Below are 15125 nucleotides of genomic sequence, written 5' to 3'. Positions count from 1 at the left end.
ATATGATGGCAAGAGCATAAAATATTTTCGTCACTCTTTGGCCTGCCTTGTTTTCCGCAAGACGCCACAGCTTTCATTCCTGAAAAATATATGTTTGCAGGAGAGTCTTTATTCTATCTTTTTGGAAAAAGAAAAACCTCTATGACCTTTTATAAAAGGTTCATAGAGGTGATAGTCAAAAATGCGCGGCTGTGGGAACAGGACGACCGTTTTTCCATTGATAAGCAACAGAGCGGGCGGGGACGAAATAAGAATCCTGTACCAACAGCACTCGAAGATCCTGTATACCGTCCAGTTGATTCTGCAGCTGTTTGCTGTCAATCAGCCGCATAATTTCAATCGCGTAGTCAATCCAGACTTGTCCGGAATCCTGGATGATAAAAGGCAGCTTAATCGCGGGTGAATACATGCTTGCCGTTTCTTCCGCCTTGCGGTTTAATATTTTGTAATCAATGGTATAAAAGCCCGGAGAAATTTCTTCCCCCAGCGGAAGCTTGCCTCCTGATTTGATCTTGTATTCGTCAACGGCCTTCTGAAGATCCAATGTTTTTTGAAATGAAGGAATATCCATCATTTTTACCGCAGGCTTTGTTTCCACATCGACAAGAACATAGGCAGCGGTGCCGCCGTTCTCAAAGGCATTAACCGGGATAGAGCTGAGATAGGGACCCTGAAGCTTTCTAAAATCAACCGGATATTTCTCATAGATCGGTGTATTTTCGGTGCTGTTTTTGATAGGCAGTACCCCTGTCTTCGCTTTGTATTGATCAATCGCGTTCTGTACAACCATGACGTATTCACCGCTCGCCATCTGGTTTTCCTTACGCAGTTCCTTAGGGTACAAGCAGCCGCTAAGCAAGACGGCCGACAGCAGCAGCGTCCCAAAAAGACGCCATAATCTCATTACCATTCCTCCTCCTGCTGTTTTTCCAACTGACGGCGTATCGCACTTTTCAGCGGATCCTCCGGGACAAAGACGGTTACGGGTTCCTGGCCGCTTAATTTGGCCTGACAGGCTAACCGATATCCTTCTTCATAAAGGCTTCCCAGCTTCAAACGTTCATTTACGTTCATCGCCTTCAAACCCGTTTCGCCGCCTGCAATGACTCTTACCTTGCACATCAGGCAAGCGGCTTTGCCGCTGCATCGAGTTCGAATGTGCACACGAGCCTTCCGGGCCGCATCGAGAACCGTGGTGCCGGGCCTCGCTTGAATCGACTTGTCATCCGGCATAAAAGTGATTTCCGATGCCATATCACGGCCTCCTTCATTGAGTTAGAACACGGCCTAAGAACTTTCTTATTCCCCAGTATATTCTAATAGCTGCTTTAAACGCGCAATCAGCTCGGCACTGAACTGATTGCGTTCCGCCAGCTTTTCCAAAACAGTCCTGTGAATGTCCAATCCACTTTTACGGCAAATGTCTGCAATCGCATGATAGCGGTCCGGACGGTTTCTCAGCATATTAAAAATCATTTCGTGCATAAGCGGCATAAGATGGATGACGGTCCCGTCGTGTAATGACCCCCTCACCGCATGCTCCGCCGCCAAGTAACCGGCTTCTACCCGATATACGCTGTCCATGGCCCGCACTTCGAATGCGCCTACCAATTCCACCTTGACTCCCGCGACCTCATAATGACTCAGAATCGAGCTGTAGATCGCCGTCTCGCTTTCGATCTGCTCATCGGTGGAAAAATGCGCCAACGCCTTGTGCATGACAGGCGCCTGCTCGCGATCAATATACAAATCCAAATCCCGCGGAGCGGCTGACAGGGCAGCACCTTGCAGCATCAGCCCCGTACTTCCTCCGACCAGCCATGTCAGGTTCATATGACGGGTGGATGCAACAAGCTCTTTAAGAGCACTATGAAGCGGCTCCGGTGCGGTTATGACGTTCTGATATTTTATCACGGCTTCCGTCTCTCCCCTACATTATGGATACAAACATGTAGAGCAGGATCGGGATAAACATTAAAAAAGCAATAAGCGATAAAATAAACCGGACCACGCCGGTCGTTTTGTTTCTTGCATACGTGATCAGCAGTGAAGCAACTACCATCAAGCCGATGGCAACAAAAGATGCCCACATCTTGTCCAATGGCGACATATCAATTCCTCAACCCCCAAAAATGCTGCATAGATAATTACATCATAACACAAAAAAAGCACAAGCGCCCTTGTACGGCAGCTTATGCCATAAAACTGTTACTTTTTCATGATGTTTTTCATGAGCTGTTCCATATTATTCGGGTCCATCTTACTGCTTTTGATCGCTTGAATGAGTTCTTTCGTGGTTTGTTCCGATACAGGGATGTTCACCAAGCCCGCTACCTGTTTGATCAGCTTTCTCAGTTGAGCTTCACTTTGCATGGTTGACGGTTTAACGCCGCTGGCCAGCTTATATATATCCTTTTCCGAAACACTTTTACCGGTCTTCTTTTTCACGACATTGAGCACTTCTTTGGGCGTGTTCTTGCCAGTCAATAATTTCGACCTCCTCAGACAGAAAATGACCACAATAGTCCGCATGGCCGGACTAAAGTTTCAGTCTGAGGTATTATATGTATCTTTTGCTAGACCCGTGTAGGCGGAAGCCTCAACACAGCCAATCCGTTTGCAACTGCTTGGCCACTTCCTCGATTTCATGTGTAGGACCGCGGCCCATCAGATCCTCTACCGCCGTCTTGGGGTCTTTACCGTCAAATAAAACCTGATGCAGCTCATCTGTAATCGGCATGGTAATCCCGTGTTTGCGAGCCAACAGATAGGCAGCTTGCGTCGTCTTTACTCCTTCTACCACCATCCCCATCTGCGCAAGAACCTCCTCAAGGGAAAGCCCCTTGGCCAGCATCGAACCGGCCCGCCAGTTGCGGCTGTGCCGGCTGGTACAAGTCACTACCAAATCCCCGATCCCGGCTAAACCTGCAAACGTCAGCGGGCTTCCGCCCATAGCCGTACCAAGTCTTGCGATTTCGGCCAGTCCGCGGGTAAGAAGCGCCGCCTTCGCATTATCCCCGAAGCCAAGGCCGTCGGAGAGACCGGCTCCCAATGCAATAATATTTTTGAGTGCGCCTCCTACTTCAACCCCTACCACATCCGGATTCGTATAGACGCGGAAATACGAGTTAATCAGCAGGTCTTGAGCTTTTTCAGCCGCTGCTTTATCATGCGCAGCCACGACAACCGTAGTCGGACAACGCTCTATCACTTCTTCCGCATGGCTCGGCCCGGACAATACAACGATCCGATTTGGGTCATACATTGGCAGCTCATCCTTCAGAACCTCGCTCATCCGTTTCAAGGTACCTGACTCAAACCCTTTGGTTGCGTGGATTAACAACGTTTCTTCATTTACATAGGACTTCAAAGCGGAGGCAATCTCCCTCATCGCCGATGATGGAGAAACAATGAACACGGCCTCCGCGCCGTTTACCGCTTCCTCCATGGAGTTCGTTGCCCGAATGAGAGGGGATAGCTCCACGTCATGTAAAAAACGGCGGTTGCGATGCTCCGTGTTAATCTCCTCCACCTGGTTCTCGTTTCGGGACCACAGGCAGACCTGACGGCCGTTCTCCGCAAGCACCGAGGCAATCGCGGTTCCCCAGCTTCCTGCGACCAACACCGCAACTTTGCCGGAATCAGGCATGTACGAACACCTCTTTAGCATAGGATTAAAGTTGCTTTTTGGCACCAAGCTTATTTTCATTTCCTTTTAGCAGCTTCACGATATTGCTCCGGTGTTTAAACCACGCAAAAACAAAAAGAAGCAAACTGAGCACTAATATTTCATTAGGCAGGCCCATAAACCAGATAAAAATCGGTAAGAGAGCAGTAAACAAAAGCGAGCCTAATGAAACGTATCTGGTCAATACGATGGATAATATGGCAATGATTCCGGCATAGAGCGCTGGAAAAAAGGCAAGCGTCGCCATCACTCCGATGGTTGTCGCTATTCCCTTGCCGCCGCGGAAGCCAAAAAAGATCGGCCAGTTATGTCCGACGATGACGCTGATTCCTGCCAGTACTTCGAATAGGGAACTGCCGCCGCTTAAATAGCTGCCGATCCATACGGCGCTCATCCCTTTGATCACATCCAGCAGCAGCACGGTAATTCCCGGACCTTTGCCAAGAACACGCATCGTATTGGTGGCCCCGGCATTCCCGCTCCCGTGCTGACGGATGTCAATTCCCTTCAGCAATTTGCCGGCTAAACAGCTGAAGCTTACCGAGCCAAGCAAATACCCGATCACAAGTGACAATAAGCTCATCAAGACACGTTCTCCTACCCTTCTTCAGACTTGCGCCGAGTAAACATCCGAACGGGTGTTCCTTCAAAACCGAAAGCACTGCGGATTTTATTTTCCAAATACCGTTGATAAGAAAAATGCATAAGCTCGGGATCATTGACAAAAAAGACGATCGTCGGAGGCTTAACCGCCACCTGGGTAGCGTAATTAATTTTCAGGCGCTTTCCTTTATCCGTCGGAGGCGGATTAATGGCAACGGCATCCGATACCACATCGTTGAGGACATGGGTTTGAATCCGAAGCGTATGCTGCTCCGCAACATGATTCACCATGGGAAACAGCTTATGCAATCTTTGTTTGGTTTTGGCCGAAAGGAACACGACGGGCGCATAAGTCATGAATAAAAAGTGATCGCGGATTTTCTGGGTAAACTGGTGCATCGTTTTGTCATCCTTCTCGACGATATCCCATTTATTCACTACGAAAATCGCCGCTTTCCCCGCCTCATGCGCATATCCTGCGATATGTTTGTCCTGCTCGATAATTCCTTCCTGCCCATCGATCACGATCAGAACAACATCGGCCCGTTCAATGGCTTTCATGGCCCGCATCACGCTGTACTTCTCCGTCGTCTCGTATACCTTGCCTCGTTTACGCATACCCGCCGTGTCAATAATGACGTACTTCTGCCCATCCTTCTCGAATGGCGTATCGATCGCATCCCGTGTCGTGCCGGCCACATCACTGACAATAACCCGCTCTTCCCCAAGAATCGCATTGACCAAAGAAGACTTGCCGACATTCGGACGGCCGATCAGCGCCACCCGGATGACGTCCTCTCCATACTCCTCATCCGAGGTATCCGGAAAATGTTTAGTCACCTCTTCCAGCAAATCGCCGATGCCTGTGCCGTGAGAACCGGAAATGCCCACGACTTCTCCGAATCCGAGACTGTAAAACTCATAGATATCGTCCATGCGCTGTAAATTATCTACTTTATTCACGGCGACGACGACAGGCTTTTTCGCCCGGAACAACAGTTCTGCAACCTCGCTGTCAGCCGGGGTGATCCCTGCTTTCGCATCGACCATAAAGATAATGACGTCCGCTTCCTCAATAGCGAGCTCCGCTTGCGCGCGAACGGAGCGCAAAATATGATCTTCGCCATCAATTTCAATCCCGCCGGTATCGATGACGCTAAATTCCCTGTTCAGCCATTCCCCTGTACCGTACAGGCGATCGCGGGTTACCCCTGGCTTATCTTCAACGATCGCCAGCTTATCGCCGATGATACGATTGAATATCGTCGATTTTCCTACATTAGGCCGCCCGACGATGGCTACGATTGGTCTTGCCATGCACTTCATTCCCTTATATATAATGTGATACGCGTATAGCGGTAGTTTTTGGCGCAATATCATAGCATGCGAGCCATTCTGCAAACTTGGGTCATTAAGCCAAAAACCATCGATGCAATTCGAAGATGAGCGACCGCGTATAGCGGTAGTTTTTGGCGCAATATCATAGCTTCCGAGCCATGCTCGCAAGCTATGATATTATAACAAAATATAGCAAGCAAGTAAATGAAATGAGACATCGCTAATCATGATAAGCTTTATGATCGACGATGATGAATGTCCCATTCTGCAAATCATGAGCGGAGGCATCCAACATTTTCTCCAGCTTAAACGCTACATCCTGTTGTTCATCCGGATTATCTACAATAAAGATCGGAGCTCCTCCGCCTACCTTATTTTTGTACATCGTCACCACGCCCACGATTTTACCCATTGTTCGCGCTCCCGCCTTCCCATTCGTCTTTCCTATCCGCTTCACTCGGCATCCGTACAGCACACTCCAAAATTGGCGAGCTCATGGCCACCCTTCGCGCTTTCTCGGGATTCCGTTCTTGAGGAAGGAGTAGCACGGCAAGCCGGGCGGCTACCCCAAACAATACGCCCAAGACAATCCCTACGGTATACTTTTGCTCAACGATCCAAGCCCACATTTCAATCCACTTCCTTCCGGATTTTTTGACCGGCCCAGATTCACCAATGTGTTGAAGTCCCTTACTCCTTGCGCTCCCGTATAGCATTCCAAACATAATAATACGCTTTTTTGCATCCTGCAGCCGCTGACTCCAACACAAGCGAGCTTCCTCTTGCCGCATAGAGGGTCAACCACCATACATCCTGAAACCCCGCATGACCTATCACCATATCCGTTTGTTCCCGATGGGAATAGGCGTACATTCCCTCTCCAATAAGCAGCCCCAGAGACAAAGCGGCTACCTGGAAAGCAGGCCAGCGCACCAGTGCAGAAACGAGCAAACCATTGATTATCGCCATCGTCCACTCTGGATTAAGAATGATCATCGCCGGCATCAGATGGATGGTTTCCTTCAAAAAGAAAAAAACCGACCCGAGCAATAGTCCTACGGAGAATAGATGAAAACGCAGCAGCATTCCCCGGGTTCGCATAATAACCAGAAACGACACCGCCAAAAGTAAAGGAACGCAGCCGAATATCCGCCATTGATCCAGCGTAAAGCTCCAGCCCAGTAAAAGCAGCCAAGCAATAAAAAAAGAAGTAGACTCAGATGAGTAATACCTCTTAATATAATCTCTTTCCAGCCACTGGCGAACAAAATCAGCGATACAACAATCAATAATAAGGACAGATAGCCCGCGTTCATTCGCACCACCCCAAATGTAAACACCCAGCTCTTTACCTTAGTATGGCTTTCCATATTTGGTTTTAATCAAACTTTTCGGTATCCCGTACGCAAAGCGTAAGAGCTTATATCCACCCCGCGAGCGGCGCACCACTCCGCCGTTTCTCCCGTTATCACTACCGGCATCTCATGCAAACGTTCTATGGAGTCTGCACCCATCGCCGTCATCAGGAGACGAAGTTCTTCATGGAGCGTCACGATGTGGGTCACAAGCGCCTCCGTTCCTTGTTCGCGCAGCACTTTCAAGAGAGATCCTGCCATGCCTACAGCGGATGCGCCAAGGGTTAAAGCTTTGCAAACCTCCAGCGTCCGGGAGATCCCTCCCGCGGCAATAATAGAGGCGTCAATTTGATTCCGATGCTTAGCTTCCAACACTTCAAGAAGTGCGATCGTTGTCTTGCAGCCCCAATCATTCAGCCAATCCATAGGAACACGGCGTCGTGCATTCTCTATGGCAGCGAAATTGGTACCGCCTGCACCCCCTACATCGATTATTCGTACACCGCATTGAAACAAAGCCTCCGCGCTTTCCTTGACCATGCCGAAGCCGACTTCTTTTACCATGACAGGCACGCCGACTTGATCGACAATCGTTCGGATCCTTTCCAGCACCCCGCAGAATTCCCGGTCACCTTCCGGCATAATCAGCTCCTGCATCACGTTCAAATGAATCTGCAGAGCGTCTGCCCGAAGCATGTCCACAGCGCGTAAAGCTTGCTCCAGCGTCGCTTCGCTCCCTAAATTCCCGAAAACGATTCCTCCCGGATTTACCTTGCGGACAACACGGTAACTGGATTCCACTTCCGGATTCTTGATCGCCGACATTTGAGAGCCGACGGCCATAGCGAGTCCCGTCTCTCTCGCCGCCGCTGCCAGTTCCCTGTTAATTTCTTCCGTCTCATGAGCTCCTCCGGTCATCGCATTAATGACAATCGGCGAGCTCAAATTGAGTTCGCCGATTGAGGTTTGTAACGATATCTGGTCCGAAGAAATGCCCGGGAGACAATTATGGATCAGCTTGATATCGCGAAAGCCATGCTCATCGCTATGACCAAGCTGCAGAGCATGATGTACATGCTCCATCTTCCTTGATATGCGCACCCGTATTCCTCATTTCTTGAGATAAATGGCTTATTTGAATTTGCTTAATTTATCACCAAAACGCTCACCCAGCGTTAAGTTCAAGCTTTGAAGCTCTTCATGGGAAACCGATTCTCTTTTGGATCCTCTTTCTCTATCCGCTTTCGGTTCACGAGCCGGCGCTTCTTCCGTTTCTTTAATGCTCAAGGAAATGCGCTTTTCATCAGGATTCATATCAAGCACTTTCGCCTGAACCTCTTGACCCTCCTTCAGCACTTCAAACGGAGTAGCGATGTGACGATGAGCAATTTGGGAAATATGAACCAGTCCTTCAACACCTGGAGCCACTTCGATAAATGCGCCGAATTGAACAAGACGCTTGACGGTCCCCGTTACGATATCGCCAATTTTAATTTTGTCCTGCACCTGCTGCCAAGGTCCCGGCTGAGTAGCTTTGATGCTCAGGGAAATACGCTCATTCTCGGGATCAACCTTCAGCACCTGAACTTTAACCTGTTCGCCTTCCTTTACAACTTCAGAAGGGGTTTCAACATGGTGCCAAGCCATTTCAGAAATATGAACCAGACCGTCTACTCCGCCGATATCGATAAATGCACCGAATTGCGTCAGACGCTGAACCGTACCGGTCAACTCTTGACCGACGGAAATTTTAGAAAGAACTTCCTTCTTCCGGGCTTCGAATTCTTCATCCAACACATCTTTTTGAGAAAGAATCACTTTGTTTTTTTCGCGATCCATTTCTTTCACGCGCAAACGCAGCGTGCGGCCCTTGTAATCGCTGAAATCCTCAACAAAATTGCGCTCCACCATGGAAGCCGGCACAAAACCGCGAAGACCTACGTCAACGACCAGGCCGCCTTTCACCACTTCAGCAACTTTTGCCTCCAGGATCGTTTTATTTTCCATATCGGCCGCCAGCTTATCCCACGCTCTTTCATTATCGATAGCGCGCTTGGAAAGCACCAGCTTTTCCTTGTTGTCGTCAATGGTCAATACCTTTAATTCCACTTCCTGACCTACTTCAACACCTTCAGCGGCATTTTCCAATTGAAGGGAAGATAATTCACGCACAGGAATGACGCCGTCATATTTGTAACCTACATCGACGATGGCTTGGTCGGAATCGACTTTAATCACTTTACCTTTAACGATATCGCCTTTCTTAAGAACGACGACATTCGCCATGGATTCTTCTTGAGATGCCTCTTGCTGTACATTTGTTTCTTCTGTCATATCAATTACCTCCTTAACAACCTAACCACAGTAATGTATTTTAGAAAAAATTTCATCATCGTTTTTTAAGTATGCCACAATTTCTCATTTCGATTCGTGCTGCTTCACCATAGCGCGAATGACGGTCATAATTTTGTCGGTAGCCTGCTCCAATCCTTCCGGACCTCCGTCGGCAAATTCACTGATGTCAACCGGCGGGCCGTAGACTACCTTCATCCGTCTAAAAGGCTTGTAGCTGCCGATGATGGCTGCAGGAATAACGGTCGCTCCCGATTTCATCGCCAAGCTGGCCGCACCTTTCTTCCCTATGCCTCCGGCGTTGCTTCGCGTGCCTTCCGGGAATATGCCCAGCATATGGCCGTCTTTCAGAAGCTGCAGTGAAAGTCGAATCGATTCTTTGCTGACGCCGCCGCGCTTGACCGGAAAAGCTCCGATTCTCGGAAGAATATAACCCAGGACCGGGACTTGAAACAGCTCGGCTTTGGCCATGTAATGAACCTTGCGGTCAAGCGGCGTGCCCAAAACCGGCGGATCCCAGTTGCTTCTGTGATTGGCGCATAGCACCACGGCGCCTTCCTTGGGAATGTTTTCTCTCCCTTCGGCCTGCAATCGGAATAAAATACGGAACAAAAGACGGAAAATACCGCGAAAAAAAGTGTAAAGCAATCTTAGTTCACCCCACTTACACGGGTCTTGCAGAGCTCCAATATGCGATCCACCACTTCGGGTATCGTCATTTCGGTGGTATCCATCCATACGGCATCCGGCGCTTTCACAAGCGGCGAGGCCTCGCGCTGTTCATCCATCCGGTCCCTCTCCGCAATTTCGCGTTCCAATTGCTCAAGCGTAATATCCGGTCTGTCGCCGCTGATTTCCTTGAGTCGTCGTTCGGCACGGACTCTGACGCTTGCGGTCAGAAAGATTTTCAATTCGGCATCCGGCAATACATGACTGCCGATGTCTCTGCCGTCCATAACAACACCTTTCTTGCTGGCCAGTTCCTTTTGCTTAGCGGTTAGAATACTGCGGATTTCGGCAATGGATGCAATCCTGGACACATTCCCTGTCACCTCTGCCGAACGAATCATGCCCGTAACGTCTTTGCCGTCCACAAAAACCAATTGTCCGTGCTCGCCGGGTTCCAAACGGATATCCAATCTTTCCGTCAGCGCAATCAAATCCGCCGTTTGCTCCAGTGGAAGGCCCTGCTGCAAAATACTCCAAGTAACGGCCCTGTACATCGCGCCTGTATCAACATATACAAAACCAAGCGCATTTGCTACGAGACGAGCTATGGTGCTTTTGCCTGCCCCTGCCGGACCGTCGATGGCGATGTTAAACTTCTCCAAGATGAGGCCTCCTTAATACAATGAAGCGGACGAGCATTTTGAAAAAAAAACAGGCCGAAGCCTTAAGCAATCAAAATTATACCATAGTTTTCCCTATGAAGCAAAACTCTAGTGCCTAATCCGGTTTATAGCCGGAGAGGAGGCTGACGGATAGGGATTGCCTTCGAGCTGTTCCACTTTTACTAAGAGATGCCGAATCTGCGGATGCTGCAGAAGCAGCTGCGATACGGCCAATGCCATCATAAGTATAACGAGCATGACGATCAGCGCTTTTTCCACCCTTTGAGCAAACAGCAAAAACAAGTCTTCGTATCTGCCCGTCGTTTCGTTATGATTCTTAGGCTTCATGAGCATGCCACCCTGTTATTTTGGATGGTAGTATACCCTATGACAGGAAAATATCCCTTTAATTTTTACGGATTTCGAGCTGCCTTTCGAAGCAGAAGCGGATAATCTTTTGCCGGTCGCGGTCGCTGATTTCGGCGTAACGCAGGATGACCTGCTGCTTTCCCGTTTCCACGGGCTTTACGCGCACGATTTCGCTTTTGAACGGCACATGCTCGATTTGCCCGTTCTTATAGTGAATCAGCAGCCAGCAGCTTGCTGTTTGCCCGGTATGAGCGGGAATGTAACCGTCGCAATAAAAGGAAATGCCGCCGCCGCTGACATCCTCCGTCAACGTAACGAACTGCAGCTGCTCAGATAATTTCACGGCAATCTCAAGTTCGGCAGGCACACGCAAAAAATTTCTTCTCTGTGCCTTTGTTATGGATTCGGGCTGCGGTTTTTTGATGCGCACCAATCTGATGACATCATCTGAAAAACCGGTAACGGAAGTGTTAAAATAATTTTTCACTCCGTCTTCGGTAATGAAATAAACGGAAAGCTCGTCCCCTTGGTATAATCGCTTGAAACGTCCTGTTTTATCCGACATCGGAATCTCCATGCTGATATGGGATTCCGTGATATCGGCTATCCTGGATTTATACTCTTGTTTCGCTTCTTCCTCATCGATGGAGTTGATTTGTATGTACAAAATTTGGTTTATTTTTGGAAGCAAAGCCCGACCCCTCCCTGTGTGCTTACCGCCAAGTCTTTTTGTGCTGTGCAGCCTACTTGATTATTATAGCATTCCAGGTGCATATGGAAAGGGGACAACGAAAAAAAGCCCTTACTGTTGAAGTAACGGGCTTTTCCACACGAATTATTGACTTACAGCGGCGGCTTCCTCCGCTCCCAAATGGTCGATTTTTTCTTCGGCACCGGAGTCCGCATTAATGTAAACACGGTACACGCCTCCATTCACGCGTCCGACATACTGATAGCACAAGACCTCTTCATCAATATCGTTGCGAATCAGCGCTTTATCCACACTCGTAACCTTGAAGTTCGGACTTAACGTTTTGAGCGCTTCTTCGTTCGTCAGCTTGGGTGCCGGAAGCTGGCGGTCTTTCTTATCGAACACATAATCGCTTGCCTCAAGTCCGGTCACTTCCCCATTATCCAGCGCCACTCTAACGGCTACCTTCTCCAAATAATTGATCACATCATTCGTCCGGGCGGCGAAGGTCAAGTTGGCTGTATTGTAGTATTCGTCATAACTTACGGCTGTCATATCCTTATAGTCATGTTCGTCCAGAAATTGTGCCGCAATATCTCTGGCTTGGCGCAAATCCAGCTTCTTTTCAGGAACATCGCGCGGGGCCGAAAACCATAGCAGCTGTCCGCCTTTGCTGGAGAAATCCATCTGAATTCCGTCCGGCGAACCGTCTCTCGGCGCGCTTACGCTAAACGAATGGTTCTCGGTACCCGCCCCGTTCTCGACCACCTTCAGCGCGGATGCATCAATCCCCAGGAATTTTGCCGCCTTTTGCTTTACGTCCTCCGCCGTTACCTCCGGTCCCGAGAGCATGCTGATATCCCGTCTTTGATACATGCTCATCACGGCGGGACTCCAACTGATCTCCGGATATTCACCTACCTTTTTGTCCATGGTGGAGAAGCCGTCAATAATGGCGTTGTCTTGGTTTTCTTTGTTGGAAGCCAGAGCGAGCTCCACATCCATCCAACGTAAATTGTTCTGAAGGACTTTCGTCTGGACGTCGCGCAAATCTTTCGCAATTTCGGTGGAATGCTGGTAAAGTGCGTTCATCGTCTTGATCTCCTGCTCATCCAGCGGATGCTTGCTCAGGTCGCGGACGGCAGCGCGATAAGCGAAATTGGAGATTTTGGACAAAAAGTCTTCAGTCTTGCTGAACGGAAGCATGGTCAACGGCAGCTGGCTGATCTCATTCTGCGCCTGGCTGGTAATGCGCCAAACGTTGATCAACCCTTTTTTGTATGCATCCTGTGAGGTGGAATTCACTGCGAGCGTATTGCCGAGCTCGGTGTGCAGCTTGTCCAGATGAAACGATAAGTCATGGAAAGCACGTTGATATTGATTTTCCGCCTTCATCAAGATCGTGTTTTTTTCCTGATGCTCGAGGTACCCCCACACCCCGGTCCCGATGAGCGCCAGCAAAAGAAACGGAAACATGACGATGCTCAATCTTTTGTACATTTTCGACAGATCTCCCTTCATCAGAAAAACTTGGGCTTAGTTTGCGCTTGAAGGTAGATCCTTTATGCAATCAACAAAAGAAAAAAGTCGGCTTCCGCCGACCCTGACACTTCAGAAATCATGTGTTTCGATGTCAAAATCCATTTCATTATTGCAGATGCACTGCTTAAAGCCGGTATCAATCTTTCCTTTTTCCTTCCGGCCCCTCAAAATAAATTTCTCTCCGCATCTTTTACAGCGGATCGTTACTTTCACGCGCGGGCTTGCTGCGGTCATGGCTTCCCTCCGGTATGCGCAATCGTTATTGTACTCCCATTATGGGCAAACCGGCTATATTTTAATCCGTTCTTCCCGTGTTATCCTCCCGAGAGGCGACTTGGCGTTGGCCCGGTTCACTTTCCACAGGCTCCGCAGCCACAAGAAGCACATCAGCGGCGCCATAAACCAAACCCAATACGATTTGGTGGCAAGCAAAATATAGTCAAAAATGCCGTGCCAGAAAAACGGCAGCGCGAAAGCATAGAACAAATGCCGGTTGGTCCGTTCCGGAGTAAATCTCGCTTTGCCGAAATGAAAACCCATCATGACACCGAACATGGCGTGACCCGAAACGGGCAGGAATGCCCGCATCATCAAATCCGCAAAATGAAGATTGCTCAAAAAAGCGTAAATGACATTCTCCAGCGTGGCGAACCCGAGAGAAACGGCCACGGCATATACAATGCCGTCGTAGGGTTCGTCAAAGGAGGTATGCTTGAATATAACAAAATAAATGATGAACCATTTAAAAAACTCTTCTGGAAATGAAGAGGCGACAAATGAAAAGACAAACGGATCTTCACCGAGCCCCTGCAGCAGCGCATGTTGAAGCACCATGACAGGAAACACAAGGAGCATCCCGAACAAAAAAAGCTTCAACACCTGAGAGATCGGCTCGGGATCGTAACGGTCTTTTAAATAAAAATACGACAGCAGAGCGACACCAGGCGCAATAGCCATCGTAAGGATAGATAAGACGCTCAAAGCGGCCCTCCCATCTTTACGCCCAGCCGCGGAAACGCGCAGCCTCCGCCATTTTGCGGACGCCGGCCATATAAGCAGCCAAACGCATATCGACATTTCTCGTCACATGAATATTATAGACATTTTCAAACCCTTTTTCCATCATTTCTTGCAGCCTGGCATGCACTTGCTGCTCCGTCCAGTAATATCCCTGATTATTTTGCACCCATTCGAAGTAGGACACCACCACGCCTCCTGCACTAGCCAGCCCATCAGGTTCCAGCAGGTCATCGCCCTTGATACCCCAGCTTTGTAAGGGCCTGTTCAATGCTGTGCTGTGTCGTGTGAAGAGCGTTTAAGTTGTCGGTCACAAGCAACCACCCTCTGTTCAAACCTTGGAAGGAGATCAAGCCTTCCTCGGCATCTATGGGTTCGCCGCTTCTACAAACACTGCCTTTTGGTCATGAAAACGCAATTGGATTGTCTTTAAAGAACCGTTTCGGTGTTTCAGCAGATGGAGCGCTACGCCACGCCCTTGGTTCGGCTCCCCGACGGGCTGCGGCTTTAACAGCATAATAACATCCGCAGAGGCCTCCACGCCTTGCGGAAGAGCTTCTTCCCCGATATCCGAAGGAATCGCTGCCAGAACGGGGCCGCCCCGCTCTCTGGACCACTGCTTGAGGACATAAGCCAGCATCGTCTGATGCTCGCTTGCCGATTTGGGAGTCTGCTGCAAGCCGGTCACAGGAATCCGGTTGAGATGATCAATGAAAACGACCGGCGTTTTTCCTGCCATCGCCCCGATTCGCTCGATGGAAGCCATCACCCGGTCCATGGGCGTGTCAATGGAGCATTCGATCGTCCACAACATTTTGCTGATTTGGGCATACTGCTTG

At 49.2% G+C, this 15125-nt stretch carries 20 protein-coding genes and 1 pseudogene; all 21 read right to left on the bottom strand.

All coding sequences use genetic code 11. The features are described 5' to 3' along the window. Positions 1-175 precede the first annotated feature (175 nt). Positions 176-904, bottom strand: a complete 729-nt coding sequence (locus EXW96_RS08985; protein ID WP_074726804.1) for a hypothetical protein — start codon at positions 902-904, stop codon at positions 176-178. After that, on the bottom strand, positions 904-1254 hold the full coding sequence (locus EXW96_RS08980) for a 2Fe-2S iron-sulfur cluster-binding protein (protein WP_054818273.1): 351 nt from the start codon (positions 1252-1254) through the stop codon (positions 904-906). The genes EXW96_RS08985 and EXW96_RS08980 overlap by 1 nt, the downstream gene beginning before the upstream one ends. Positions 1255-1299: 45 nt before the next feature. Further along, complete coding sequence (locus EXW96_RS08975) at positions 1300-1914, bottom strand: nucleotidyltransferase domain-containing protein (RefSeq protein ID WP_137669765.1); 615 nt, start codon at positions 1912-1914, stop codon at positions 1300-1302. 16 nt (positions 1915-1930) lie between these two features. Next, positions 1931-2110 (bottom strand): DUF2768 family protein, encoded by a 180-nt coding sequence (locus tag EXW96_RS08970; protein WP_062408872.1) that lies wholly within the window; start codon positions 2108-2110, stop codon positions 1931-1933. Between the two features lie 98 nt (positions 2111-2208). Continuing rightward, a complete protein-coding gene (locus tag EXW96_RS08965; RefSeq protein WP_171005811.1) occupies positions 2209-2532 on the bottom strand; it encodes a stage VI sporulation protein F in 324 nt (107 codons plus the stop codon). Between the two features lie 67 nt (positions 2533-2599). After that, on the bottom strand, positions 2600-3649 hold the full coding sequence (locus tag EXW96_RS08960; RefSeq protein WP_174350367.1) for an NAD(P)H-dependent glycerol-3-phosphate dehydrogenase: 1050 nt from the start codon (positions 3647-3649) through the stop codon (positions 2600-2602). 25 nt (positions 3650-3674) lie between these two features. Further along, positions 3675-4271: a glycerol-3-phosphate 1-O-acyltransferase PlsY gene (gene plsY, locus EXW96_RS08955; protein WP_174350366.1), complete on the bottom strand. Its 597-nt coding sequence runs from the start codon at positions 4269-4271 to the stop codon at positions 3675-3677. A 14-nt stretch (positions 4272-4285) separates the two neighbouring features. Further along, positions 4286-5608, bottom strand: a complete 1323-nt coding sequence (der, locus tag EXW96_RS08950; RefSeq protein ID WP_062410956.1) for a ribosome biogenesis GTPase Der — start codon at positions 5606-5608, stop codon at positions 4286-4288. A 241-nt stretch (positions 5609-5849) separates the two neighbouring features. Beyond that, on the bottom strand, positions 5850-6041 hold the full coding sequence (locus EXW96_RS08945) for a capping complex subunit for YIEGIA (protein ID WP_174350365.1): 192 nt from the start codon (positions 6039-6041) through the stop codon (positions 5850-5852). Beyond that, positions 6034-6258: a hypothetical protein gene (locus EXW96_RS08940; RefSeq protein ID WP_174350092.1), complete on the bottom strand. Its 225-nt coding sequence runs from the start codon at positions 6256-6258 to the stop codon at positions 6034-6036. Before EXW96_RS08940 ends, EXW96_RS08945 begins: the two co-directional genes overlap by 8 nt. A 61-nt stretch (positions 6259-6319) precedes the next feature. Continuing rightward, positions 6320-6820: a YphA family membrane protein gene (locus EXW96_RS08935; protein ID WP_483874536.1), complete on the bottom strand. Its 501-nt coding sequence runs from the start codon at positions 6818-6820 to the stop codon at positions 6320-6322. Between the two features lie 191 nt (positions 6821-7011). Next, positions 7012-8067 carry a type 2 isopentenyl-diphosphate Delta-isomerase gene (gene fni, locus EXW96_RS08930; RefSeq protein ID WP_174350363.1) on the bottom strand — a complete coding sequence of 352 codons (1056 nt, stop codon included), beginning with the start codon at positions 8065-8067 and terminating at the stop codon, positions 7012-7014. Between the two features lie 48 nt (positions 8068-8115). Beyond that, on the bottom strand, positions 8116-9318 hold the full coding sequence (gene rpsA / locus EXW96_RS08925; RefSeq protein ID WP_174350362.1) for a 30S ribosomal protein S1: 1203 nt from the start codon (positions 9316-9318) through the stop codon (positions 8116-8118). 84 nt (positions 9319-9402) lie between these two features. Next, positions 9403-9984 carry a lysophospholipid acyltransferase family protein gene (locus EXW96_RS08920; RefSeq protein WP_062408878.1) on the bottom strand — a complete coding sequence of 194 codons (582 nt, stop codon included), beginning with the start codon at positions 9982-9984 and terminating at the stop codon, positions 9403-9405. 2 nt (positions 9985-9986) lie between these two features. Further along, positions 9987-10667, bottom strand: coding sequence for a (d)CMP kinase (cmk, locus tag EXW96_RS08915; protein WP_054818268.1), 681 nt, complete (start codon positions 10665-10667; stop codon positions 9987-9989). A gap of 108 nt (positions 10668-10775) precedes the next feature. Further along, positions 10776-11015 (bottom strand): hypothetical protein, encoded by a 240-nt coding sequence (locus tag EXW96_RS08910; RefSeq protein WP_054818267.1) that lies wholly within the window; start codon positions 11013-11015, stop codon positions 10776-10778. 58 nt (positions 11016-11073) lie between these two features. After that, the gene (locus EXW96_RS08905) at positions 11074-11727 is read right to left on the bottom strand and encodes a flagellar brake protein (protein WP_174350361.1); all 654 of its coding nucleotides are present in this window, start codon (positions 11725-11727) and stop codon (positions 11074-11076) included. A gap of 144 nt (positions 11728-11871) precedes the next feature. Then, positions 11872-13227, bottom strand: coding sequence for a germination protein YpeB (gene ypeB / locus EXW96_RS08900; RefSeq protein ID WP_174350360.1), 1356 nt, complete (start codon positions 13225-13227; stop codon positions 11872-11874). A 330-nt stretch (positions 13228-13557) separates the two neighbouring features. Next, entirely contained in the window at positions 13558-14250 is a 693-nt protein-coding gene (gene prsW / locus EXW96_RS08895) for a glutamic-type intramembrane protease PrsW (protein WP_174350359.1), read from the bottom strand. 16 nt (positions 14251-14266) lie between these two features. Next, positions 14267-14515, bottom strand: a pseudogene (locus EXW96_RS08890) (glutamate dehydrogenase); the annotation flags it as partial. A 138-nt stretch (positions 14516-14653) separates the two neighbouring features. After that, entirely contained in the window at positions 14654-15100 is a 447-nt protein-coding gene (locus tag EXW96_RS08885) for a DnaB-like helicase C-terminal domain-containing protein (protein ID WP_174350358.1), read from the bottom strand. Positions 15101-15125: the final 25 nt, after the last annotated feature.

Origin of the sequence: Paenibacillus sp. JMULE4, from assembly GCF_013337105.1 — a bacterium.
In the GTDB taxonomy this organism is placed as follows: domain Bacteria; phylum Bacillota; class Bacilli; order Paenibacillales; family NBRC-103111; genus Paenibacillus_G; species Paenibacillus_G naphthalenovorans.
This window is presented reverse-complemented; position numbering and strand designations above follow the sequence as displayed.